Consider the following 18,437-nt stretch of genomic DNA (forward strand, 5'->3'; position numbering starts at 1 on the left):
TTGGGTTCCTAATTGGGACCTCAGAGTTACGGGGAATGGCGAATGTCGCCGCGTGTCCAAGTTTATGTAATTGCGGCGTTACTCGCATTGGTAGGAGCAGGCCTGACCGCCTATAAAAACCTTGAGTTGGGTTTTCCGCTGTTGCCGGGTGAGTACCGCACCGTGTGGACTATCGAAGCAAAAGTGGGTTTCGATGCCGATGGCGGTCCGGTAAAGGCCGCACTGACCCTCCCGCGCGAACAGCGCAATATGGAAATACTGGGGGAGACCTTCAGTTCCTCCGGTTTTGGTTTCTATATCGCGAGAGAAGATGATGCCTATCGGGCCATTTGGTCTCGCCGGGCCGCAAGAGGCCCCCAATCTCTCTTCTATCAGCTGGATGTCTACCAGCGTCCCGGTGCTGCGCTGGCGCAGCCTCTGGATCTGAGCACTGAGATACAAAAACCCTTCCTGGGGGCCCGTGAGCAAGAAGCGGTACGCTTGGCGATTTACTCCCTGGTTGAACAGGCCCGTGAGCGCTCTTCCGATGTGGAATCTCTAACTACCCAGTTACTATTCGAACTGAATGACGATGAAAATCAGGATCGCAACCTGATCTTCCGCCATTACGCCGACCGCTCTTTTGTAGATGTCGCTTTGCTTGTACTGGCGACAGCCGATATCCCCGCCCACCGTATTCGCGGCCTCTACCTGGAGGATGATCGACGTCGACTATCTCCAGAAGATCTGCTTGAGGTCTATGATGGCAAGCGTTGGATCGTGTTTGAACCCAGCAGTGGCCAGCCTGGTGTGCCGGAAAATTTCTTTATTTGGCAGCGCGGTGGCAAGAGTCTTTTGGATCTTGAGGGCGGTCGTAACTCCCAAGTGACCTTCTCTGTGATTGCCAATGATGTCCCAGCTCGCGATGTCTCTATGCGCAGCACCAAGGATGAGAAAGATGCGCTGGTGGATTTCTCGATCTACAGTTTGCCCATTGAGCAGCAGAGTATTTTCAAGCTGATCCTGCTGGTCCCTGTAGGGGCCCTGGTGGTGGTGCTGCTGCGTGTATTCGTGGGCCTGCGCACCTCCGGTACCTTTATGCCGGTACTGCTGGCAATTGCCTTTATCGAAACCCAGTTGATTACCGGTTTAGCCATTTTTACTTTGATCCTGATCCTCGGCCTTTGGGTGAGGTTCTATCTCAGTAGGCTCAATTTGCTATTGGTGTCGAGGATCGCCGCCGTCGTGGTGACGGTGGTGATAATAATGGGGGCAATCAGTGTGGTCAGCTATAAGCTGGGCATTGAGCAGGCTCTCACAGTGACATTCTTCCCGATGATTATCCTTGCCTGGACTATCGAGCGTATGTCGATTGTGTGGGAGGAGGATGGCCCCTACGAGGTGGTGGTACAGTCCGGGGGCAGTTTGTTAGTGGCGATACTGGCTTGGTGGGTAATGACCAACCGCTATATTGAGCATTGGACGTTCAACTTCCCCGAGTTACTGTTGGTATTGCTGGCCTTTATTCTGGTGGTGGGCAACTACACCGGATATCGACTCAGTGAGTTGATGCGTTTCCGTCCGCTGGTTCGCTAGGGGGTGTTATGCTGCAGTTTTCAGTTAAGCATATCTTCAATAAAGTTCGCGGCGGAGTGGTATCTCCGCTGACCCTGCGCCGCATGGGGGTGTTAGGGATGAACGCGCGTAATATTGACTATATTGCGCGCTACAACGATCGCAAAAAATATCCCATCGTCGACGACAAGCTAAACACTAAGCGCGCGGCTAAAAAAGCGGGAATTCCTGTGCCCGAGTTGATCGAGGCATTTGAAAGCCCTGCCAGCCGCAAGCGAGTTATGGAGGTGATTGACCCTCTATGGCAGTTTGTAATCAAGCCGGCACGGGGCTCGGGTGGTAAAGGTATTCTCGTTATTGCCGGTCGCAATGGCGACAAATATAAAAAGATATCCGGTGCTGAAATTGATGCGCTGGATATCTTGCGGCACGTGAGCAATATTCACAGCGGCCTATACAGTCTCGGTGGCAAACCCGACAGGGTGATGGTGGAGGCCCTGGTGGACTTTGACCCGGTCTTCGATCGCTACTCTGTTGAGGGTGTGCCTGATGTGCGGGTTATTGTTTTTCGCGGTTATCCGGTGATGGCCATGCTGCGCTGCTCAACCCACGCCTCAGATGGTAAAGCCAATTTGCACCAGGGCGCTGTAGGTGTTGGTATCGACCTGGCCACGGGCAAAAGTTGTCATGCGGTAATGCGCGGGTTGCGAATTGACCAGCACCCGGATACTGAAGTGCCTTTCGATGCATTGCAGGTACCGGGTTGGTACGAGTTGGTCCGCTTGGCGGCAAGCTGTTACGAAATGACTGGGCTGGGTTATTTAGGCTGTGACATTGTCCTGGATCGTGAACGTGGCCCCCTCTTATTGGAGGCTAATGCGCGCCCGGGATTGGCAATCCAAATCGCCAATGGTGTTGGCTTGCGCGAGCGCTTGGGCTTTATCGAAAAATTTGATGAAGAAATGTTCAGGAAAAATGTGGATGAACGGGTGGCATTTTCCATGCGCAAATTTGCTAGCGACTAGGAAAGTCCGCTAATAGTTTATCGATTTTATTATCTTGCAAAGCAATACCTATTGCCTGGTTAGGGGGTGGTCGCCCCTTCGATTGGTCGAATTTTTTCAATTAGAGTTTTTAGCCGCTTTCCTTGCATTTTGAGTCCATATTCAAGTTCTTGGATTTTCGTTTGGATCGAAGTGAGTTCCCACTCGCTGGGTGGCTGACCGTGTTTTTCTCCACGGCGTAAAAATTGAAGGGATTTCCAGTTCTTCAATAACTTGGCGAATCCACGAGCCTCACTTTCCAGAATCTCTTGCCAGCTCTCTTTATCTTTAATCTTTTCAATTTTCTCCCTGGCTTGTTTGAAAAGCTGCTCTACCTTTACTTTTTGGATCTGAATAGGTGGGGCAACCCTTAAATTATAGGTGAGTCCAACAAGGCTCAATGATTTGATCAACCATTTGGTAGGGTCATACTGGAACCAGCGAATACCACTTCGATAATCTATCTGAAAGGTGTGGTGATAATTGTGATAACCCTCGCCAAATACAAATAGGTTGAGGAAAGCGTTATCTCTTGCGCTGATTGATTCCTTATAGGGGCGCCGGCCCCATAAATGCCCAAATGAGTTAATCATAAAAGTCGTGTGATGATTAACCACAAGGCGCAATACTCCGGCCAGCAAAACCATACCGAGAACGTCTCCAGTAATGATCCCCAAGATTATAGGTAGGCCAAGGTTCATGGCAATAATGATGGGAACATAGTTATTGTGTTGCCACATTACCAACTTGTCCCTTTGAAGATCCTTAACATTTTTGTAATCGAGATAACTGCTGGGATATTCGTGCATCATCCAGTCGATATGGGAGAACCAGAAGCCGCGCCCTGCTGAATATGGGTCTCGATTGTTATCGTCGATAAATTGGTGGTGGTATCTATGGCTTGCACACCAATTTAAAGTGGTGTTTTGCATGGCTGCTGCACTGAATAAAATAAATAAAAGCCGAATTGACCAGTGGGCTTCGTAGCTTTTGTGCGACCACAGCCGGTGATTTCCTGCTGCTATGGAGAAGCTGCAAAGTGCACCAAAAATGGCAAATGCAAGCCATTGATACCAGTGGTATCCGTAGACAAATCCATAAATCGGTACTGCGGTGAGCGCTAACAAACCTGTGCTGGCAAATAAAATTGTGGGAATCCAAAAACGTTTTCGCTGATTGCTGGAACTTAGAGGAGTTGCATTCATAGCAGGCCCCCTTTATTGAGGATTGCCCATGACTATTTTGAGAGAGGGGTGGAAGTATTTCTTTTGGCCAGATTTTACTTTTTCTTCGTAGCTCTTTACTTGAGTGCATTGTTTTGGTGCATTTTGGCTATCTAAAGGATCGCATTGGTTCGCTATTCCACAGAAGCGTTGGAGTATGAAAGCTAAGGCCTTAAAAAACGCTGTTCTAAAAGTTGGCATAAGTGTTGCATTAGTGATTGTGCGGGACAACGGACCCGCATTTCGGGAGAGTTTCTTAGGGTTATGGCAAACCATTAACACTGGGTGACTTCCCGTTTTCTCTCATCATCGCTGATTACGGCCCCGCATTGCGGGGCCTTTTTTTTGCCCGCACTTTGCGCAAAGCTCATAATGCTTTAGTTTAGGGTCTCCCGAGGCGTTCCCAAATTTAACGGCCCCGGGAGAGAGGCTCTCTTTTATGTATGGCAAGGATGCATGAGCCAGGTAATTAATGAGCTAATTTCGATAGTCGAGCCCTGTGTGTCAGAGTCACTAACCCCAAATCCGTCCAGCGCAGTGTTCCAGTTGGCAACCAGCGATGAGCTTTCCTCTTTGGATGCATCGCGCCTGCCTCGTCATAACGCCTGCTTGCAAGATTTGTTTTTAGATTCAGACTGCGGGTTGTGGGAGTGGCATCCGGATTCCGGTGCTCAGCGTGCTCAGGGTGAAATTTGGCTCCTGTTTGCAGAAACTGCAGAACTCTCTTTGACTTCCCTGTGGACGGGTGATGAATTGCGTTCGGTTCACTCTGATGAGCGGGATCGAATTATCACTGTGCGGCGTCGTCTTACCAACAAAGGTGGACACTTCGATACTACTTTTCGGGCCTACGATAGTCTTGGTCAATTGCGCTGGCTGCGATTGCGAGGACGCGCAATAAACCTCGAGGATGACAGTGGGTTTGTTGTGATTGGAAGTTGCGCTGACTTCACTGAAACCTTGGCCCAGCGCTACCTATCCAACCTGCCTGGCGAGCGCCCCTTACAGACACTGTCTGGAGTTGGCGATGGTTTATGGGAGTGGGATCTACGCGCAGATGAAATGGTGCTTGATGATGCCTGCTGGGGGATTCTGGGTTATGAAGTGAGCCCGATACGCAGTATCGGTATTTCAGCCGCGGAGCAGTGGAAGGCTCGAATTTTAGCGGAGGACTTCCCTCGGGTTGAGCAGTCCATGCGGGATCATGTGCGCGAGGGGTTACCGCTCGATGTGGAATTTCGCATCTGGCGTTCGGATAGCAGTGTGGTTTGGGTTCGCTGCCGCGGTAAGGCCCAATTAAATAGTCGCGGTCAGCCCGTGCGGGTGTTGGGAGTTTTACAAGACGTCAGCCGCAGCCGGGAAAGACTTTCGCAAATGGAGCGGGAGCTGGAGTTGCAGCGGGAGGAAAATGCGCATCGGGCAGATTTATTATTTAGCCTGAGCCATGAATTACGCACGCCACTTAATGCAATTTTAGGTTACAGCCAAATTGTCGAATTAGATCAGAGTCTCAACGCAGACCAGCGTCAGCGCTTATCAGAAATTCGTCGCGCGGGGCAGCATTTATTGCATTTGGTCGGTGATGTATTGGAGCTGGCCAGAATCGACAGTAGGCGTTTGGGCCCCTCGATGGAATTGATTCGGCCGGCCGATTTGGTTGCAGAATGTAAACGTTTGCTCGAGCCCCTGGCTGAAACCCGTCGTGTCAGTTTGGTGTTTGAGCCTCTCGGCTGGGAGTCCGCTTATATTTGTGCGGACCCTGTGCGCTATAAGCAAGTTGTATTGAACCTGGCGGGCAACGCGGTGAAATACAATCGTGAAAATGGCCGTGTCATTATTAATTTTACGCCGCAGGCCGATGGCTGGTTGAGGCTGAATATTTTGGATACCGGCAAGGGGATTGCAGCAGAGAGACGCAAAGAAGTTTTTGAACCCTTTAACCGTTTGGGGGAGGAAAAGGGGCATATCGAGGGTACCGGTGTCGGTCTTGCAATTGCCAAGCGTCTGGCGGAGGCGATGGGGGGGCGGATCGATTTTGACAGTCAGGAAGGGCAGGGCTCAGTATTTTGGGTTGAATTCCCAATGGTTGATGCTGCGGAGTCTTTCCTGTCATTTGCAAGTTCTGTTGATGCCCCGTCAACATTACCCGACTGTATATTGCTGCTAGTGGATAACCGCCCTGAAAGTGTGGCTCGGGTGGAAAAACTTTTGCAGGGGGCGCCGCAAGTACAGCTTTCTGTGGCCGCAGATGTTGTTGAGGCCATATTTATGGCGCGTACCCAAGCACCGGATGTGGTGTTGTTTCACAATACCTTACCGGGAATGTCGGTTGGGGATTTGGTAAGTATCCTCAAGCAGGATCAAGTCACTCAAAAAACCTGTTTGGTGGTTATGGGAGGAGAGGCTTCCTCGGGGGTGACAACCGCTTTGCCGGATAACTTTGATCGACCGCAGCTTGCGCGAGTTTTGATGGAGTGTTTGACGGGGAAGAGGTGAGCTGGGCTCTTGGAATCAGCACCCCGGCATCTTATTTGCCGGAGTGCCGTCCAGGCTTTTAGCGTATGTGTCCCATATGTTTGCCCACGATTTTCACCAGGGGCTTAAATACTTTCGGAGTGGCGCAGACCAGGTGGCCGGAGTCCAGGTAGTCCTCACCACCGCGGAAATCGCTGATCAGGCCGCCGGCTTCTTTGACCAGCAGGGAGCCCGCTGCGATATCCCAGGTGTTCAGGTACATTTCCCAGAAGCCATCGAATCGCCCGGCAGCAACATAGGCAAGATCCAGAGCTGCAGCGCCGGGGCGGCGGATTCCCGCAGTTTGCCCAGCGATATCTTTTAGGGCGGCCAGGTAGGCGTCGATGTTATCCAACGGCAGGCCGTTGAAGGGAATGCCGGTGCCAATCAGAGAGCCGCGCATGCCCTGGCGTGAAGAGACGCGGATACGGCGGCCATTCAGGGCAGCGCCGCGGCCGCGACTTGCGGTAAATTCTTCGCGTTTGATCGGGTCCAGTACGACTGCGTGCTCAATGCGGCCGCGATAGCGACAGGCGATAGAAACAGCGAACTGTGGGACGCCGTGGATAAAATTGGTGGTGCCATCGAGGGGATCGATAATCCACTCGTAATCGGGCTCTGCGCCCTCTTGCAGGCCGCTTTCTTCAGCGCGGATGCTGTGCTTGGGGTAGGCCTTGCGCAGGTGATAGATAATCTCCTGTTCGCTGGCCTTATCCACTTCAGTAACGAAATCGTTGCGCGTCTTTTCTTCGAATTTCATCAGGTCGCCGCGCTCCCAGGCCCGTTCGATCAGTTCTCCTGCCTTACGCGCCGCGCGCAGGGCAATATTTAGCATGGGTTCCATAACTATTCCGCACAAAGTGGTTAAAGGGGTTAAAAAGCAGGCCGCAGGTTAACTGCGACGGACGCGATTGTAGGGATTCCGATTGGTTTTTGCTACACTCGCGCGCCCCCATGACACCGATTTATTACTTTCAGTATGGCCAAGTCACCTTTAGACACGACTCCACTTGCCGCGCTCGACAATGTGCGCGTGGTTCTGGTTAACAGCGCACACCCCGGAAATATTGGTGGTGCGGCGCGCGCGCTCAAGAATATGGGCCTGAGTCAGCTGTACCTGGTAGCGCCTCGGGAATTTCCTGCAGCCAATGCTGTTTGGCGTGCAGCCGGGGCAGCTGAGCTGCTCGATAGCGCCGTTGTGGTGGATACCCTGGAAGAAGCCGTGGCTGATTGTGGTCTTGTTGTGGCCACCAGCGCTCGCGAGCGCCGAATCCCTTGGCCCCTGCTGACCCCGCGCCAGTGTGGAGAGCGTACCGTCGCCGAGGCCGCGTCTCATCCGGTTGCTTTGGTGTTTGGCCGCGAGGATCGAGGGCTTACCAACGAAGAGTTACAGGCCTGTAACTACCATGTGCATATTCCTGCTAACCCGGAATACAGCTCCCTGAACCTGGCGACTGCTGTACAGGTACTTGCCTACGAAGTGCGTATGGCGGCCCTGGAAGCGGAAAAGGGTGAGCCTGTGAATTACACCGATTGGGATCGCCCACCGGCCAAGGCCAGCGATATGGAGTTGTACTTCGATCACCTGCAGCAGGCGCTGGGCGAGCTGGGCTTTATTGACCCGGATAACCCCCGCCAAACAATGACCCGCTTGCGCCGACTGTATAGTCGGGTTCGCCCCGATGATATGGAGCTGGGTATCCTGCGCGGAATGTTGACCTCTATCCAGAATTACATCCATCGCTCTGGTGGTAAGGGGCGACCCGACTAGTTGAGTACCCGAGTGTCCCGCTGGGTTATATACTTGACTACAGTAGTGGGTTATTCCATACTCGCGCCCCGATCGGAAAAGGGCTGTACATCAGTTGGGAGCTGATATGCGTTTGACAACCAAAGGCCGCTACGCGGTGACTGCCATGCTGGACCTGGCGTTGCACGCTGATCGCGGACCGATCAGTCTGGCAGACATATCCAAGCGCCAGGGTATATCACTGTCCTACCTGGAGCAGTTGTTCTCCCGGTTGCGGCATTCTGGGCTGGTGTCCAGTGTGCGTGGGCCCGGCGGTGGCTATCGCCTGGCGCGGGATGGTGAAGAGATTTTTGTGGCGCAGATCATTGATGCGGTCAATGAGTCTGTAGATGCCACCAGCTGCGGCGGCAATGCGGATTGCGCCAATGGCGAACAGTGCCTGACCCACTACCTCTGGTCAGACTTGAGTGATCAGATTCATAGCTTCCTCAGCAGTATCAGCTTGGCCAACCTGGTTTCCCGAGCTGAGGTGCAGGAAGTTGCGCGTCGGCAAGATATGCGCGAGGCGCCGGAAGAGAGGGTCGCTGTACTCGGCGGCCTGTGATTGGGGCCCAATCGGGCCAGCAGACAGATATTAGAGATTTACTAAGCGGAAACGGTATGACTATGAAGCTTCCCATCTATCTGGACTATTCGGCTACCTGTCCGGTTGACCCACGCGTCGCCAAGAAAATGGCAGAGCAGCTGACGATGGAAGGCAATTTCGGCAATCCGGCCTCCCGCTCCCACCTGTTTGGTTGGAAAGCGGAAGAAGCTGTGGAGAATGCCCGACGCCAGGTGGCGGAGCTGATCAATGCCGATCCGCGCGAAATTGTCTGGACCAGCGGTGCCACCGAGTCCGACAACCTGGGTATCAAGGGTGCGGCCCACTTTTACCAGAGTCGCGGCAAGCACATCATTACCTCCAAAATTGAGCACAAAGCGGTTTTGGATACCTGCCGCCAGCTGGAGCGGGAAGGTTTTGAAGTGACTTACCTGAATCCCCGCGAAGACGGCATCGTCTATCCGGAGCAGGTTGAGGAAGCCATGCGCGAGGACACCACTGTGGTGAGCCTGATGCACGTTAACAACGAGATCGGGGTGATCAACGATATCGCTGCGATCGGCGAACTGTGTCGCTCGCGCAAAGTTATTTTCCATGTGGACGCGGCCCAGAGCGCCGGCAAGTTGCCGATCGACCTTCAGGAAATGAAAGTTGACCTGATGTCCTTCTCCGGCCACAAAATTTATGGCCCCAAAGGTATCGGTGCCCTTTACGTACGCCGCAAGCCCCGCGTCCGTCTGGAAGCCCAGATGCACGGTGGCGGCCACGAGCGCGGTATGCGCTCCGGTACCCTGCCGACTCACCAGATTGTCGGTATGGGCGAAGCCTTTGGTATTGCTAAAGAAGAAATGGCTCAGGAAGCCGAGCGTCTGCGCTCTCTGCGCGACCGCTTCTGGGATCAGATCAAGGATATGGAAGAGGTCCATATCAATGGTTCCGCCGAGCAGCGAATTCCGGGCAACCTGAACGTGAGCTTTGCATTTGTAGAAGGTGAGAGCCTGATCATGTCGCTGCGCGACCTGGCGATCTCTTCCGGTTCCGCCTGTACCTCTGCGAGCCTGGAGCCCAGCTACGTACTGCGAGCCCTGGGTGTTAACGACGAACTGGCGCACAGCTCACTGCGCTTCAGCTTCGGTCGCTTTACCAGCGAGAGTGATGTCGACACCGCTGCCGCAGAAGTGCGCAAGGCAGTGGAGAAACTACGTGAATTGTCACCGCTTTGGGATATGTACAAAGACGGCGTAGACCTGAACAAGATTGAATGGGCCGCTCACTAAGCGCGCGCAAGAGTTAGGAGAAAAGTCATGGCCTATAGCGATAAAGTAATTGACCACTACGAGCACCCCCGCAATGTTGGACGTATGGACGACAAGGCGGACAATGTAGGTACCGGAATGGTCGGCGCGCCCGCCTGTGGTGACGTGATGCGCCTACAGATTCAGGTAAGCGACGAGGGCGTTATCGAAGATGCCAAGTTCAAGACCTACGGCTGTGGTTCCGCCATTGCCTCCAGCTCCCTCCTGACCGAGTGGGTGAAAGGCAAGACGATCGACGAAGCTGAGCAGATCAAGAACACTGCCATTGCAGAGGAGCTGGCACTGCCGCCGGTAAAAATCCACTGCTCGGTTCTCGCCGAAGACGCGATTAAAGCTGCGGTTCGCGATATCCGTGAAAAGCGCGGTGAGTCCGATGATGCTGTAGAAGCCAAGGAATCTGCGGCGGGTTAACTTTTCGTCCAAATGTAGCGTCCAAACATAGCGAAGGTGTTGTTTTGGCTATTAGTATGACCGAGGCCGCTGAGGCCCACATTCAAAGTCAATTGGCCAAGCGAGGCAAGGGAATCGGCATTCGTGTCGGTGTCAAAACGGCCGGCTGTTCCGGTCTCGCCTATGTGCTGGAATTTGTCGATTCGTTCGAAGCCGAAGATACGGTATTTGAGCAAAACGGCGTTAAGTTGGTGGTGGACCCCAAGAGTCTGGTTTACCTCGACGGCACCCAGCTGGATTTCGTCAAGGAAGGCCTGAACGAAGGCTTCACCTTCTCGAATCCCAATGTAAAAAATGAGTGTGGCTGCGGCGAGAGTTTCCACGTCTGATTCGCTCTCGCCCCACAAGGCCGGGTGCGCTGCGCATACCGGCCTTTTTATTGGCCCCTCGGACAGTTGGGGGCCGTGCAGCAGTAAGCGGCAACTTCAGCCGCGTCCCAGGCTGTGCCCCAGTAGGTATATTCAGATGGCAACCAACCTGAACCATTTCGAAGTTTTTGGTCTGCAACCTGCGTTCGCGGTCGATCGCAGTGCTCTGGCGACCCGCTACCGGGAGTTACAGCGGGAATTCCACCCGGACAAATACGCTTCCCATTCCGAGGGCGAACAATTGTTGGCCATCAAAATGGCGGCTCAGATCAATGAGGCGCACACCGTTTTGCGCGACCCGGTACAGCGCGCCGCCTACCTACTCAAGTTGGCCGGGGTAGATGTGCCACCTGAACAGACCACCAAAGATACTGAATTTCTGATGCAGCAGATGATGTTGCGCGAGCGCCTGGAAGAAGTGCGCGAGCAGCCCGATCCTGCAGCTGCGCTGGATGAGCTCAGTGCTGAGGCGCGGGGGCTGATCTCCAATGAGGAGCAGCGCTTTGCCGAAACTTATGACGGGGGCGATCTGGGCGCAGCAGAGGACTCGCTGCGCAAGCTTCAGTTCCTGGCCAAGCTTGAGAAACAAATTGACGAGCTGGAAGAAGACCTTTTCAACGACTAGTTGCGAGAGCACTGACTGAGAGGGCCAGATGGTACCGCGCCCCGCTTAAAGAAGAGATAACTAATGGCATTACTGCAGATTTCTGAACCGGGCCAGAGCCCAGCTCCCCACCAGCGCAAGCACGCAGTGGGTATCGATTTGGGGACCACTAACTCACTGGTAGCGACCGTGCGCAGTGGATCGGCAGAGGCCATTGCCGATGAGCAGGGTGAAGTGATCCTGCCATCAGCGGTGCACTACGGAGCCGAGGCGATTACCGTGGGTGCTGAAGCCCGCGCGTGCGCTGCAGAAGATCCCTACAACACCATGATTTCTATCAAGCGCCTGATGGGGCGAGGTGTTGCGGATATCAAAAGTTTTGGTGAGCAGCTGCCCTATCGCCTGGCCGAGAGCAGTGGCGGTATGCCTTCGATTGAAACTGCAGCCGGACCGGTAAACCCGGTGCAGGTATCGGCAGAAATCCTGAAAAAACTGGCCGCGCGCGGCCGCGAAGCGCTCTACGGCAAGGCGGGCGGTGAGCTGGATGGTGCGGTGATCACCGTGCCGGCCTACTTCGATGATGCCCAGCGCCAAGCGACCAAAGACGCTGCCCAACTGGCGGGCCTGAAAGTCCTGCGCCTGCTCAATGAGCCCACAGCAGCGGCTGTTGCCTACGGCCTGGATAAAGGCGAAGAGGGTGTGATCGCGGTCTATGATCTCGGTGGCGGCACCTTCGATATCTCTATTCTGCGCCTGTCCCGGGGTGTGTTTGAAGTCATGTCTACCGGCGGCGATACCGCTCTCGGTGGCGACGATTTCGATCGCACCATTGCCAGTTGGATTGCCGAGCAAGTGGGATTGGGTAGCGATCTCGACGCCGCGACCCAGCGAGTCCTGTTAGACAGCGCCTGTGCTGCAAAAGAATCCCTGTCCAGTGTCGAGCAGGTGGAAGTGCAATACGGCGATTGGTCAGGCGTGCTCGATCGCGACACCATGGCTTCACTGCTGGACCCCCTGATCGACAAAACCCTACGCGCCTGTAAGCGCGCCCTGCGCGATGCCGGTATCAGTGCCGATGAGGTGCAGGAAGTGGTTCTGGTGGGGGGCTCCACCCGTACTCTGCGCGTGCGCGAGCGGGTTGAGGATTATTTTGGCCGTCCCCCTCATGCGGAAATTGACCCCGACCAAGTAGTAGCAATCGGCGCCGCAATTCAGGCTGATGTACTGGTGGGCAATAAGTCCAGCGAAGAACTGCTGCTGTTGGATGTTATTCCCCTGTCCCTCGGGATTGAAACCATGGGTGGCCTCGCGGAAAAACTGATTGATCGCAATACGACCATCCCCGTCTCCAAAGCCCAGGAGTTCACCACTTTTAAAGATGGCCAGACTGCCATGGCAATCCATGTCGTGCAGGGCGAGCGGGAACTGGTAAGTGACTGCCGCTCACTGGCGCGCTTTGAATTGCGCGGCATACCGCCGATGGTGGCCGGTGCCGCCCATATCCGTGTGACTTTCCAGGTGGATGCTGACGGTCTTTTGTCGGTGACAGCCATGGAAAAAAGCAGTGGTGTCAGTGCCGATATTACGGTTAAACCGTCCTACGGCCTGGAAGACAAGGATATTGCGCGAATGCTGCAGGAATCCTACACCCACGCCGCTGAGGACATCGCCCTGCGGGCCCTGCGCGAGGCCCAAGTGGAAGCAGAGAGAACCCTGGAAAGCATGTTGGTGGCCCTGCGTGAGAACGGCGCCCAGCTGCTGGACGAAGGTGAGTTAAACGAGCTTGAGCACGAGATGGAAGCTTTACGTCTGGCCCATAACGGCGGGGATGCAGAGGAAATTCGTCGACGTATTGAAGCCTTGAATAAGCTGTCTGAGCCCTTTGCTGCCAAGCGTATGGATGCCTCCATTAAGCGGGCTATGCAGGGCCACAGCTTGGATGAATTTGATAAATAACCATGATCAGGCGCAGACTCTGCGCTGCCGGCGGCCGGGGAGTCGTTACTTTCTCCCCGTCGGATTGAGACCACAGAGGTTCAGTACCCCATGCCGAAGATAGTATTTTTACCCCATCCGGAAATGTGCCCCGAGGGCAAAGTGGTGGAAGCGGAGAGCGGTGTCAGCGTGATCGACGCGGCCCTGGCCAACGATATCGAAATTGAGCACGCCTGTGAAAAAGCCTGTGCTTGTACCACCTGTCACGTCATTGTGCGCGAGGGCTTCGATTCCCTGGAAGAGCCGGACGAGCTTGAAGAGGACCTGCTGGATAAAGCCTGGGGCCTGGAGCCGGAGTCTCGCCTGTCCTGTCAGGCGATTGTCGAGGATGAAGACCTGGTGGTCGAGATCCCCAAGTACACCATCAACCAGGTGTCGGAAAAGCACTGACCTGCACGCAGAGGAAGCCGAATCATGAAGTGGACTGATATTCACGATATTGCCATAGAGTTGAGCGAAGCTCACGAGGATGTGGACCCACTGACGGTCAACTTTGTCGACCTGCGCAACTGGGTGATGGCGCTGCCCGGATTTGATGATGATCCCGATCGCTGCGGAGAGAAAATCCTCGAGGCGATCCAGGCTGCCTGGATCGAAGAGCGGGAGTAACCGGCCTTCGGGGCAGTATTGGCAAGAGAGTACAAAAGTCGATCAATACCCCGTATAATCCGCCGGCCGCGAAATGCGGTGATCAAAAATTGAGTACCCCCGGTGGGTATGAAAGGAATACTAGGGAAGAGCAACTGAGTAGGTTGCTCTTTCTATATGTAAGTTAAGTTACAAAAAATCAATTTGGAGATAACCATGGCCCTGGAGCGTACCCTTTCCATCATTAAGCCGGACGCAGTAGCCAAGAATGTAATCGGTGAAATCGAGAGCCGTTTTGAGAAAGCTGGCCTGAGCATTGTTGCCATGAAGATGGTTCAACTGTCCCGCGAAAAAGCTGAAGGCTTCTACGCTGAGCACAAAGAACGTCCTTTCTTCAAAGACCTGGTTGACTTCATGACTTCCGGTCCAGTTGTTGTACAGGTTCTGGAAGGCGAGAACGCTATCCTGGCAAACCGCGATCTGATGGGTGCTACCAACCCTAAAGAAGCTGCTGCTGGCACCATCCGCGCTGACTTCGCTGACAGCATCGACGCCAACGCTGTACACGGTTCCGACTCCGCAGAGTCCGCTGCTCGCGAAGTAAGCTACTTCTTCGCCGACGACGAAATCTGCGCGCGCGCTTAATCCGCGCCACAAATCGCACCGGTCTGTCCGGACCGGTGCAATTCTTCCCCGAGGTGAAATGAATGACCACAGAGAAAACCAACCTGCTCGGCCTTTCGGTAGAAAAGCTGGCCGCCTTTTTTGAATCATTGGGCGAGAAGCGCTTCCGCGCTGTTCAGGTTTTAAAGTGGATTCACCAGAATGGGGTTGATGATTTTGCTGAGATGACCAATGTCAGTAAGGCCCTGCGTCAAAAGCTGGCGGAAGTGGCCGAAGTCCGTGCCCCGGAAGTATTGAATCAGTGGGATTCCGCCGATGGCACACGGAAATGGTTAATTAAAGTCTCTGGTGGCAATGCTATCGAGACTGTCTATATCCCCGATGGCGATCGCGGCACCCTTTGTGTCTCCTCCCAGGTGGGCTGTTCCCTGGATTGCAGCTTTTGTGCAACTGGCAAGCAGGGCTTTAACCGCGATTTAACGGCGGCAGAAATTATCGGGCAGGTTTGGATTGCCTGTAAATCTTTCGGTCAATTGGACCCGAAAGGACCGCGCAAGGTTACCAACGTGGTGATGATGGGCATGGGTGAGCCATTGCTCAATTTCGACAATGTGGTCGATTCCATGAACCTGATGATGGAAGATAACGCCTACGGTATTTCCAAGCGCCGCGTCACCCTGTCGACCTCCGGTGTAGTGCCCGCACTGGACCGCCTCGCCGATGTGACCGATGTGAGCCTGGCAATTTCCCTGCATGCGCCCAACGATGAATTACGTAACGAGTTGGTGCCGATCAATAAAAAATACCCTATTGCGGTGCTACTGGATTCCGCCAAGCGCTACATCGACCGCATGCCGGATACGCACCGTAAAATGACCATTGAATACACGCTGATGCGCGAGGTTAACGACCGCCCGGAGCACGCTGAGCAATTGGCGGAGCTGCTTAAAGAGATTCCGGTGAAAATTAACCTGATTCCCTTTAATCCGTTTGAGTTGTCCGACTATCAGCGAGTGAGTAATAACGCACTGCGTCGCTTCCAGCAGATTTTGCTCGACAAAGGTTATACCGTGACTGTGCGCACTACACGCGGCGATGATATTGATGCGGCCTGTGGTCAGTTGGCAGGCAGTGTTAACGACCGCACCCGCCGCTCCGAGCGCTACCGCAATGCAGAGCGCCCCGTTCGTATTGTTAACTAGTCGCTGGTAATTTTTTATAGGTTGCCAAATTGTTGGCAGCCTATTGGCTTCGATTTTCCCCTTCTCAAAAAAACTCTGTTTAGCCTAAAAGTTCCTTTCTATTCTATTTTTCGTGTCAACGAAATTGCTTTATCTAACGTTTAACGCTCGAGGAAAATTTACCCGGGAAGGGAGCGTTGGATATATGCATGAGATTAGGTCAAAACGATTATATTTTTTTAATTTGCATTTTGCCTGCAACATTTTGACTTTGAATGAAATAGCTGGCCAGTGGAGAGAGGTCTTCACTAGACCGTCTGGCACTGGATCTTTGCAGTAGCTACACCCGTATCTCCAACATCCATCAAAACATTATGGCGCTATAGCGTGCTATCCAGTCATTTTCATTTGGTCTGGAGCTGTTGCAGCGTGCTTAGGTTCAGGAAAAACAATGTGTAGAAGTGCTTGCACAGCTGTGTTGAGAGTTGAAGTGCATGGAGTTCTCTGAGTTGCCTGGCTTAGGAACAGAAAAGTTATCGACGGGACTGTTCGAATATTATGAACGCGGAAAAAAACCAATTAACCCAATTGCTTGTAGCGCTGAATAAGCTGCTGTTCATTTCTTTATTTCTATTTATGGTGGGCTGTGGGGGCGGTGGTTCCTCTAGCGGTGAGGATGATTCATCGACAGAGACTACTGAAAATGATAGCGGCTCTGGGGACAGCTCTGGCTCAGACGATGGTGACGATTCGGATGGTGACGATTCGGATGGTGATACTGGGTCAGATGATGATTCCGATTCAGAGCAGGGGATCTTGGTTGCTGAACTGATTGCAAACCCCTTCTCCGGCACCAGCATAGGGCTCTCCTGGGAGGACTCTGAAGAGACCTACAGCATCTATCGCGATGGCGAATTGATCGCAGAAACTACAGATAACCATTACGTGGATGAAGTCCTCTCAGTTAATACTGAATATAGTTATTGGGTCGGTGTGGGGAGTATTGATAGTGATACTAATAGTGTTACTGCAAAAACACTGGTTAATAACACGAATGATGGCCTGAGCAATGGTACTGAAGCAGAGGCCATTGAAAAGCGCATTGTTGATTTTGATGAATGTCAAAATGAGCGCTCAGCCGTAGATGTTGACGATAGTAGTCTCGACAGTTGCTTGCAGGCTGTGCTGGATGAAGTGGGAATGGCAGAGCAATTGGAGGATATGCGCGCTTTCGCTGCTCGAGTTAGAAGTGAGCAAGACCCGGAGATGGTTGAGTTGGGTATGCGGTTATTCCACAGTAAAAGTCTTAGTGCTAACGGTGATACCGCCTGCTCTTCTTGCCACCACCCGACAATAGGCTGCGCTGGTGATGATCTTTCCATGTCTGTTGGGGTTAATGCCCTTGATCCCGATTTGCTTGGCCCAGGGCGTTCCGATGGTGAAAACGAAGTGCCGTTGGTTGCACGCAATGCCCAGCCTATTTGTAATGTGGCGCTCTGGGATAATGGATTATTCTGGGACAACCGCGTTCTTTTCACGAGCGACGGTGGCCTTAAAACAGACTCCAGGGATGTAACCAATAATACTGAAGCGGCGGTAGGTACCGGTACTTTGGCACTTATGATGGCCCAAGCCCATTTTCCGGTGACTGATGCTGCTGAGATGGGGGATATTTCTGAATTTGGCTACGACGAAAGTAGCGACGATGACCTTACTGATTACCGTGAGGAATATCTTATACCAAAGCTCAATGAGGAGTCCTGGGGCCCCTTATTTGCTGCCGCTTATGGAGACAACAGTATTGACTACAGTAGGGTCGCACAGGCGATTGCCGCCTATGAAGCGGTATATATTTTTATTGATAACCCCTTCTTTGACTATATCGACGGTGACCTGACAGCGCTGGATGACGATGCGAAGCGGGGAGCAATTACTTATTTTACGCCAGGCTCTGGTTGTACTGCTTGCCATACGGGCGCCTTCTTTACTAACCAGGGTTTGAGGGTCGTTAACTATCCTCAAATTGGTGTCGGAAAAGAGGATGATGGCGCTGATTGGGGAGGGGCAGTACTGGGTGGCTTTCGTGTTCCAACACTGCTCAATGCAGGCATTACTGGTCCCTGGGGGCACGCCGGGCAGTTTGGCTCCTTAGAAAGAAATATTGAGCACTATGCCGGGCAAGCGGATTCGGTGTCCCGGTATTTCGAAGATAGTGAAATGTGCGACCTGGATCAGTTTGCCGAGCTAGAAGACTGCGCAGCGAAAGTTGCGCCCAATGGTCTGGAGTTGACCGAGGCAATTCTGGAGATAGATGGTGATGCAGCACTTCCGATAGACGGCGATGAAGTGAAGCTGTTAGCGGCATTTCTTGAGGCGCTCACTGACCCGGATGCAGAGAATGTAAATTCAAATGCAACCCAATCCCTGATTCCTCCCCGTGACGGCGGACCCGATGGAATGCAGCTGGATGCCTGGGATCAGGACGGCAACGAATTATAATATTCCTGCATTTTATTTGAGCATCTCACTAATATTGACTTACTGGTGAGATGCCAACTCTTCATTAGCGACTTTTATTCGCATTCATCATTCAGGCAACCGCCTTCTGCCTTAAAATTCACCA

At 53.2% G+C, this 18,437-nt stretch carries 17 protein-coding genes; 15 read left to right on the top strand and 2 right to left on the bottom strand.

Features of this window, described 5'->3' with window-relative positions:
- The first annotated feature begins 42 nt into the window (after positions 1-42).
- Both ACJJI8_RS10805 and ACJJI8_RS10810 read left to right on the top strand, forming a co-directional pair.
- A complete protein-coding gene (locus tag ACJJI8_RS10805; protein WP_108731979.1) occupies positions 43-1,575 on the top strand; it encodes an inactive transglutaminase family protein in 1,533 nt (510 codons plus the stop codon).
- A gap of 8 nt (positions 1,576-1,583) precedes the next feature.
- The gene (locus tag ACJJI8_RS10810; RefSeq protein WP_444892899.1) at positions 1,584-2,579 is read left to right on the top strand and encodes an alpha-L-glutamate ligase-like protein; all 996 of its coding nucleotides are present in this window, start codon (positions 1,584-1,586) and stop codon (positions 2,577-2,579) included.
- 59 nt (positions 2,580-2,638) lie between these two features.
- Here the strand turns inward: ACJJI8_RS10810 and ACJJI8_RS10815 are convergent, their stop codons facing one another.
- Complete coding sequence (locus ACJJI8_RS10815) at positions 2,639-3,802, bottom strand: acyl-CoA desaturase (protein WP_444935042.1); 1,164 nt, start codon at positions 3,800-3,802, stop codon at positions 2,639-2,641.
- A gap of 474 nt (positions 3,803-4,276) precedes the next feature.
- On the opposite strand from ACJJI8_RS10815, the gene ACJJI8_RS10820 reads away from it, so the two are divergent.
- A complete protein-coding gene (locus ACJJI8_RS10820) occupies positions 4,277-6,316 on the top strand; it encodes an ATP-binding protein (protein ID WP_413664556.1) in 2,040 nt (679 codons plus the stop codon).
- 58 nt (positions 6,317-6,374) lie between these two features.
- On the opposite strand, the gene ACJJI8_RS10825 is transcribed toward ACJJI8_RS10820, so the two are convergent.
- Positions 6,375-7,178 (bottom strand): inositol monophosphatase family protein, encoded by an 804-nt coding sequence (locus tag ACJJI8_RS10825; protein WP_282934081.1) that lies wholly within the window; start codon positions 7,176-7,178, stop codon positions 6,375-6,377.
- A 135-nt stretch (positions 7,179-7,313) separates the two neighbouring features.
- Here ACJJI8_RS10825 and trmJ point away from each other — a divergent pair, with 135 nt between their 5' ends.
- The 12 genes from trmJ to ACJJI8_RS10885 all read left to right on the top strand — a co-directional run bounded on the left by trmJ (position 7,314) and on the right by ACJJI8_RS10885 (position 18,313).
- A complete protein-coding gene (gene trmJ / locus ACJJI8_RS10830; protein ID WP_108731983.1) occupies positions 7,314-8,105 on the top strand; it encodes a tRNA (cytosine(32)/uridine(32)-2'-O)-methyltransferase TrmJ in 792 nt (263 codons plus the stop codon).
- A 106-nt stretch (positions 8,106-8,211) separates the two neighbouring features.
- Positions 8,212-8,688, top strand: a complete 477-nt coding sequence (gene iscR / locus ACJJI8_RS10835; RefSeq protein ID WP_282934079.1) for a Fe-S cluster assembly transcriptional regulator IscR — start codon at positions 8,212-8,214, stop codon at positions 8,686-8,688.
- A 62-nt stretch (positions 8,689-8,750) separates the two neighbouring features.
- On the top strand, positions 8,751-9,965 hold the full coding sequence (locus tag ACJJI8_RS10840) for an IscS subfamily cysteine desulfurase (protein ID WP_444908430.1): 1,215 nt from the start codon (positions 8,751-8,753) through the stop codon (positions 9,963-9,965).
- A gap of 27 nt (positions 9,966-9,992) precedes the next feature.
- Positions 9,993-10,415 (top strand): Fe-S cluster assembly scaffold IscU, encoded by a 423-nt coding sequence (gene iscU / locus ACJJI8_RS10845; RefSeq protein ID WP_108731985.1) that lies wholly within the window; start codon positions 9,993-9,995, stop codon positions 10,413-10,415.
- 56 nt (positions 10,416-10,471) lie between these two features.
- Positions 10,472-10,783, top strand: a complete 312-nt coding sequence (gene iscA / locus ACJJI8_RS10850; protein WP_444895049.1) for an iron-sulfur cluster assembly protein IscA — start codon at positions 10,472-10,474, stop codon at positions 10,781-10,783.
- Positions 10,784-10,919: 136 nt separating this feature from the next.
- Positions 10,920-11,447, top strand: coding sequence for a co-chaperone HscB (gene hscB / locus ACJJI8_RS10855; protein ID WP_413664557.1), 528 nt, complete (start codon positions 10,920-10,922; stop codon positions 11,445-11,447).
- A gap of 63 nt (positions 11,448-11,510) precedes the next feature.
- On the top strand, positions 11,511-13,382 hold the full coding sequence (hscA, locus tag ACJJI8_RS10860) for a Fe-S protein assembly chaperone HscA (RefSeq protein WP_444935043.1): 1,872 nt from the start codon (positions 11,511-11,513) through the stop codon (positions 13,380-13,382).
- 90 nt (positions 13,383-13,472) lie between these two features.
- Positions 13,473-13,811, top strand: coding sequence for an ISC system 2Fe-2S type ferredoxin (gene fdx / locus ACJJI8_RS10865; RefSeq protein ID WP_108731989.1), 339 nt, complete (start codon positions 13,473-13,475; stop codon positions 13,809-13,811).
- Positions 13,812-13,835: 24 nt separating this feature from the next.
- Entirely contained in the window at positions 13,836-14,030 is a 195-nt protein-coding gene (gene iscX, locus ACJJI8_RS10870; RefSeq protein WP_444892904.1) for a Fe-S cluster assembly protein IscX, read from the top strand.
- A 195-nt stretch (positions 14,031-14,225) separates the two neighbouring features.
- Positions 14,226-14,654, top strand: coding sequence for a nucleoside-diphosphate kinase (gene ndk, locus ACJJI8_RS10875; RefSeq protein ID WP_108731991.1), 429 nt, complete (start codon positions 14,226-14,228; stop codon positions 14,652-14,654).
- Between the two features lie 62 nt (positions 14,655-14,716).
- Entirely contained in the window at positions 14,717-15,835 is a 1,119-nt protein-coding gene (rlmN, locus tag ACJJI8_RS10880) for a dual-specificity RNA methyltransferase RlmN (protein ID WP_444892905.1), read from the top strand.
- 537 nt (positions 15,836-16,372) lie between these two features.
- Entirely contained in the window at positions 16,373-18,313 is a 1,941-nt protein-coding gene (locus tag ACJJI8_RS10885) for a cytochrome-c peroxidase (RefSeq protein ID WP_444935044.1), read from the top strand.
- The last annotated feature ends 124 nt before the right edge of the window (positions 18,314-18,437 follow it).

The organism is Microbulbifer maximicatervae (SeqCode), assembly GCF_052467695.1.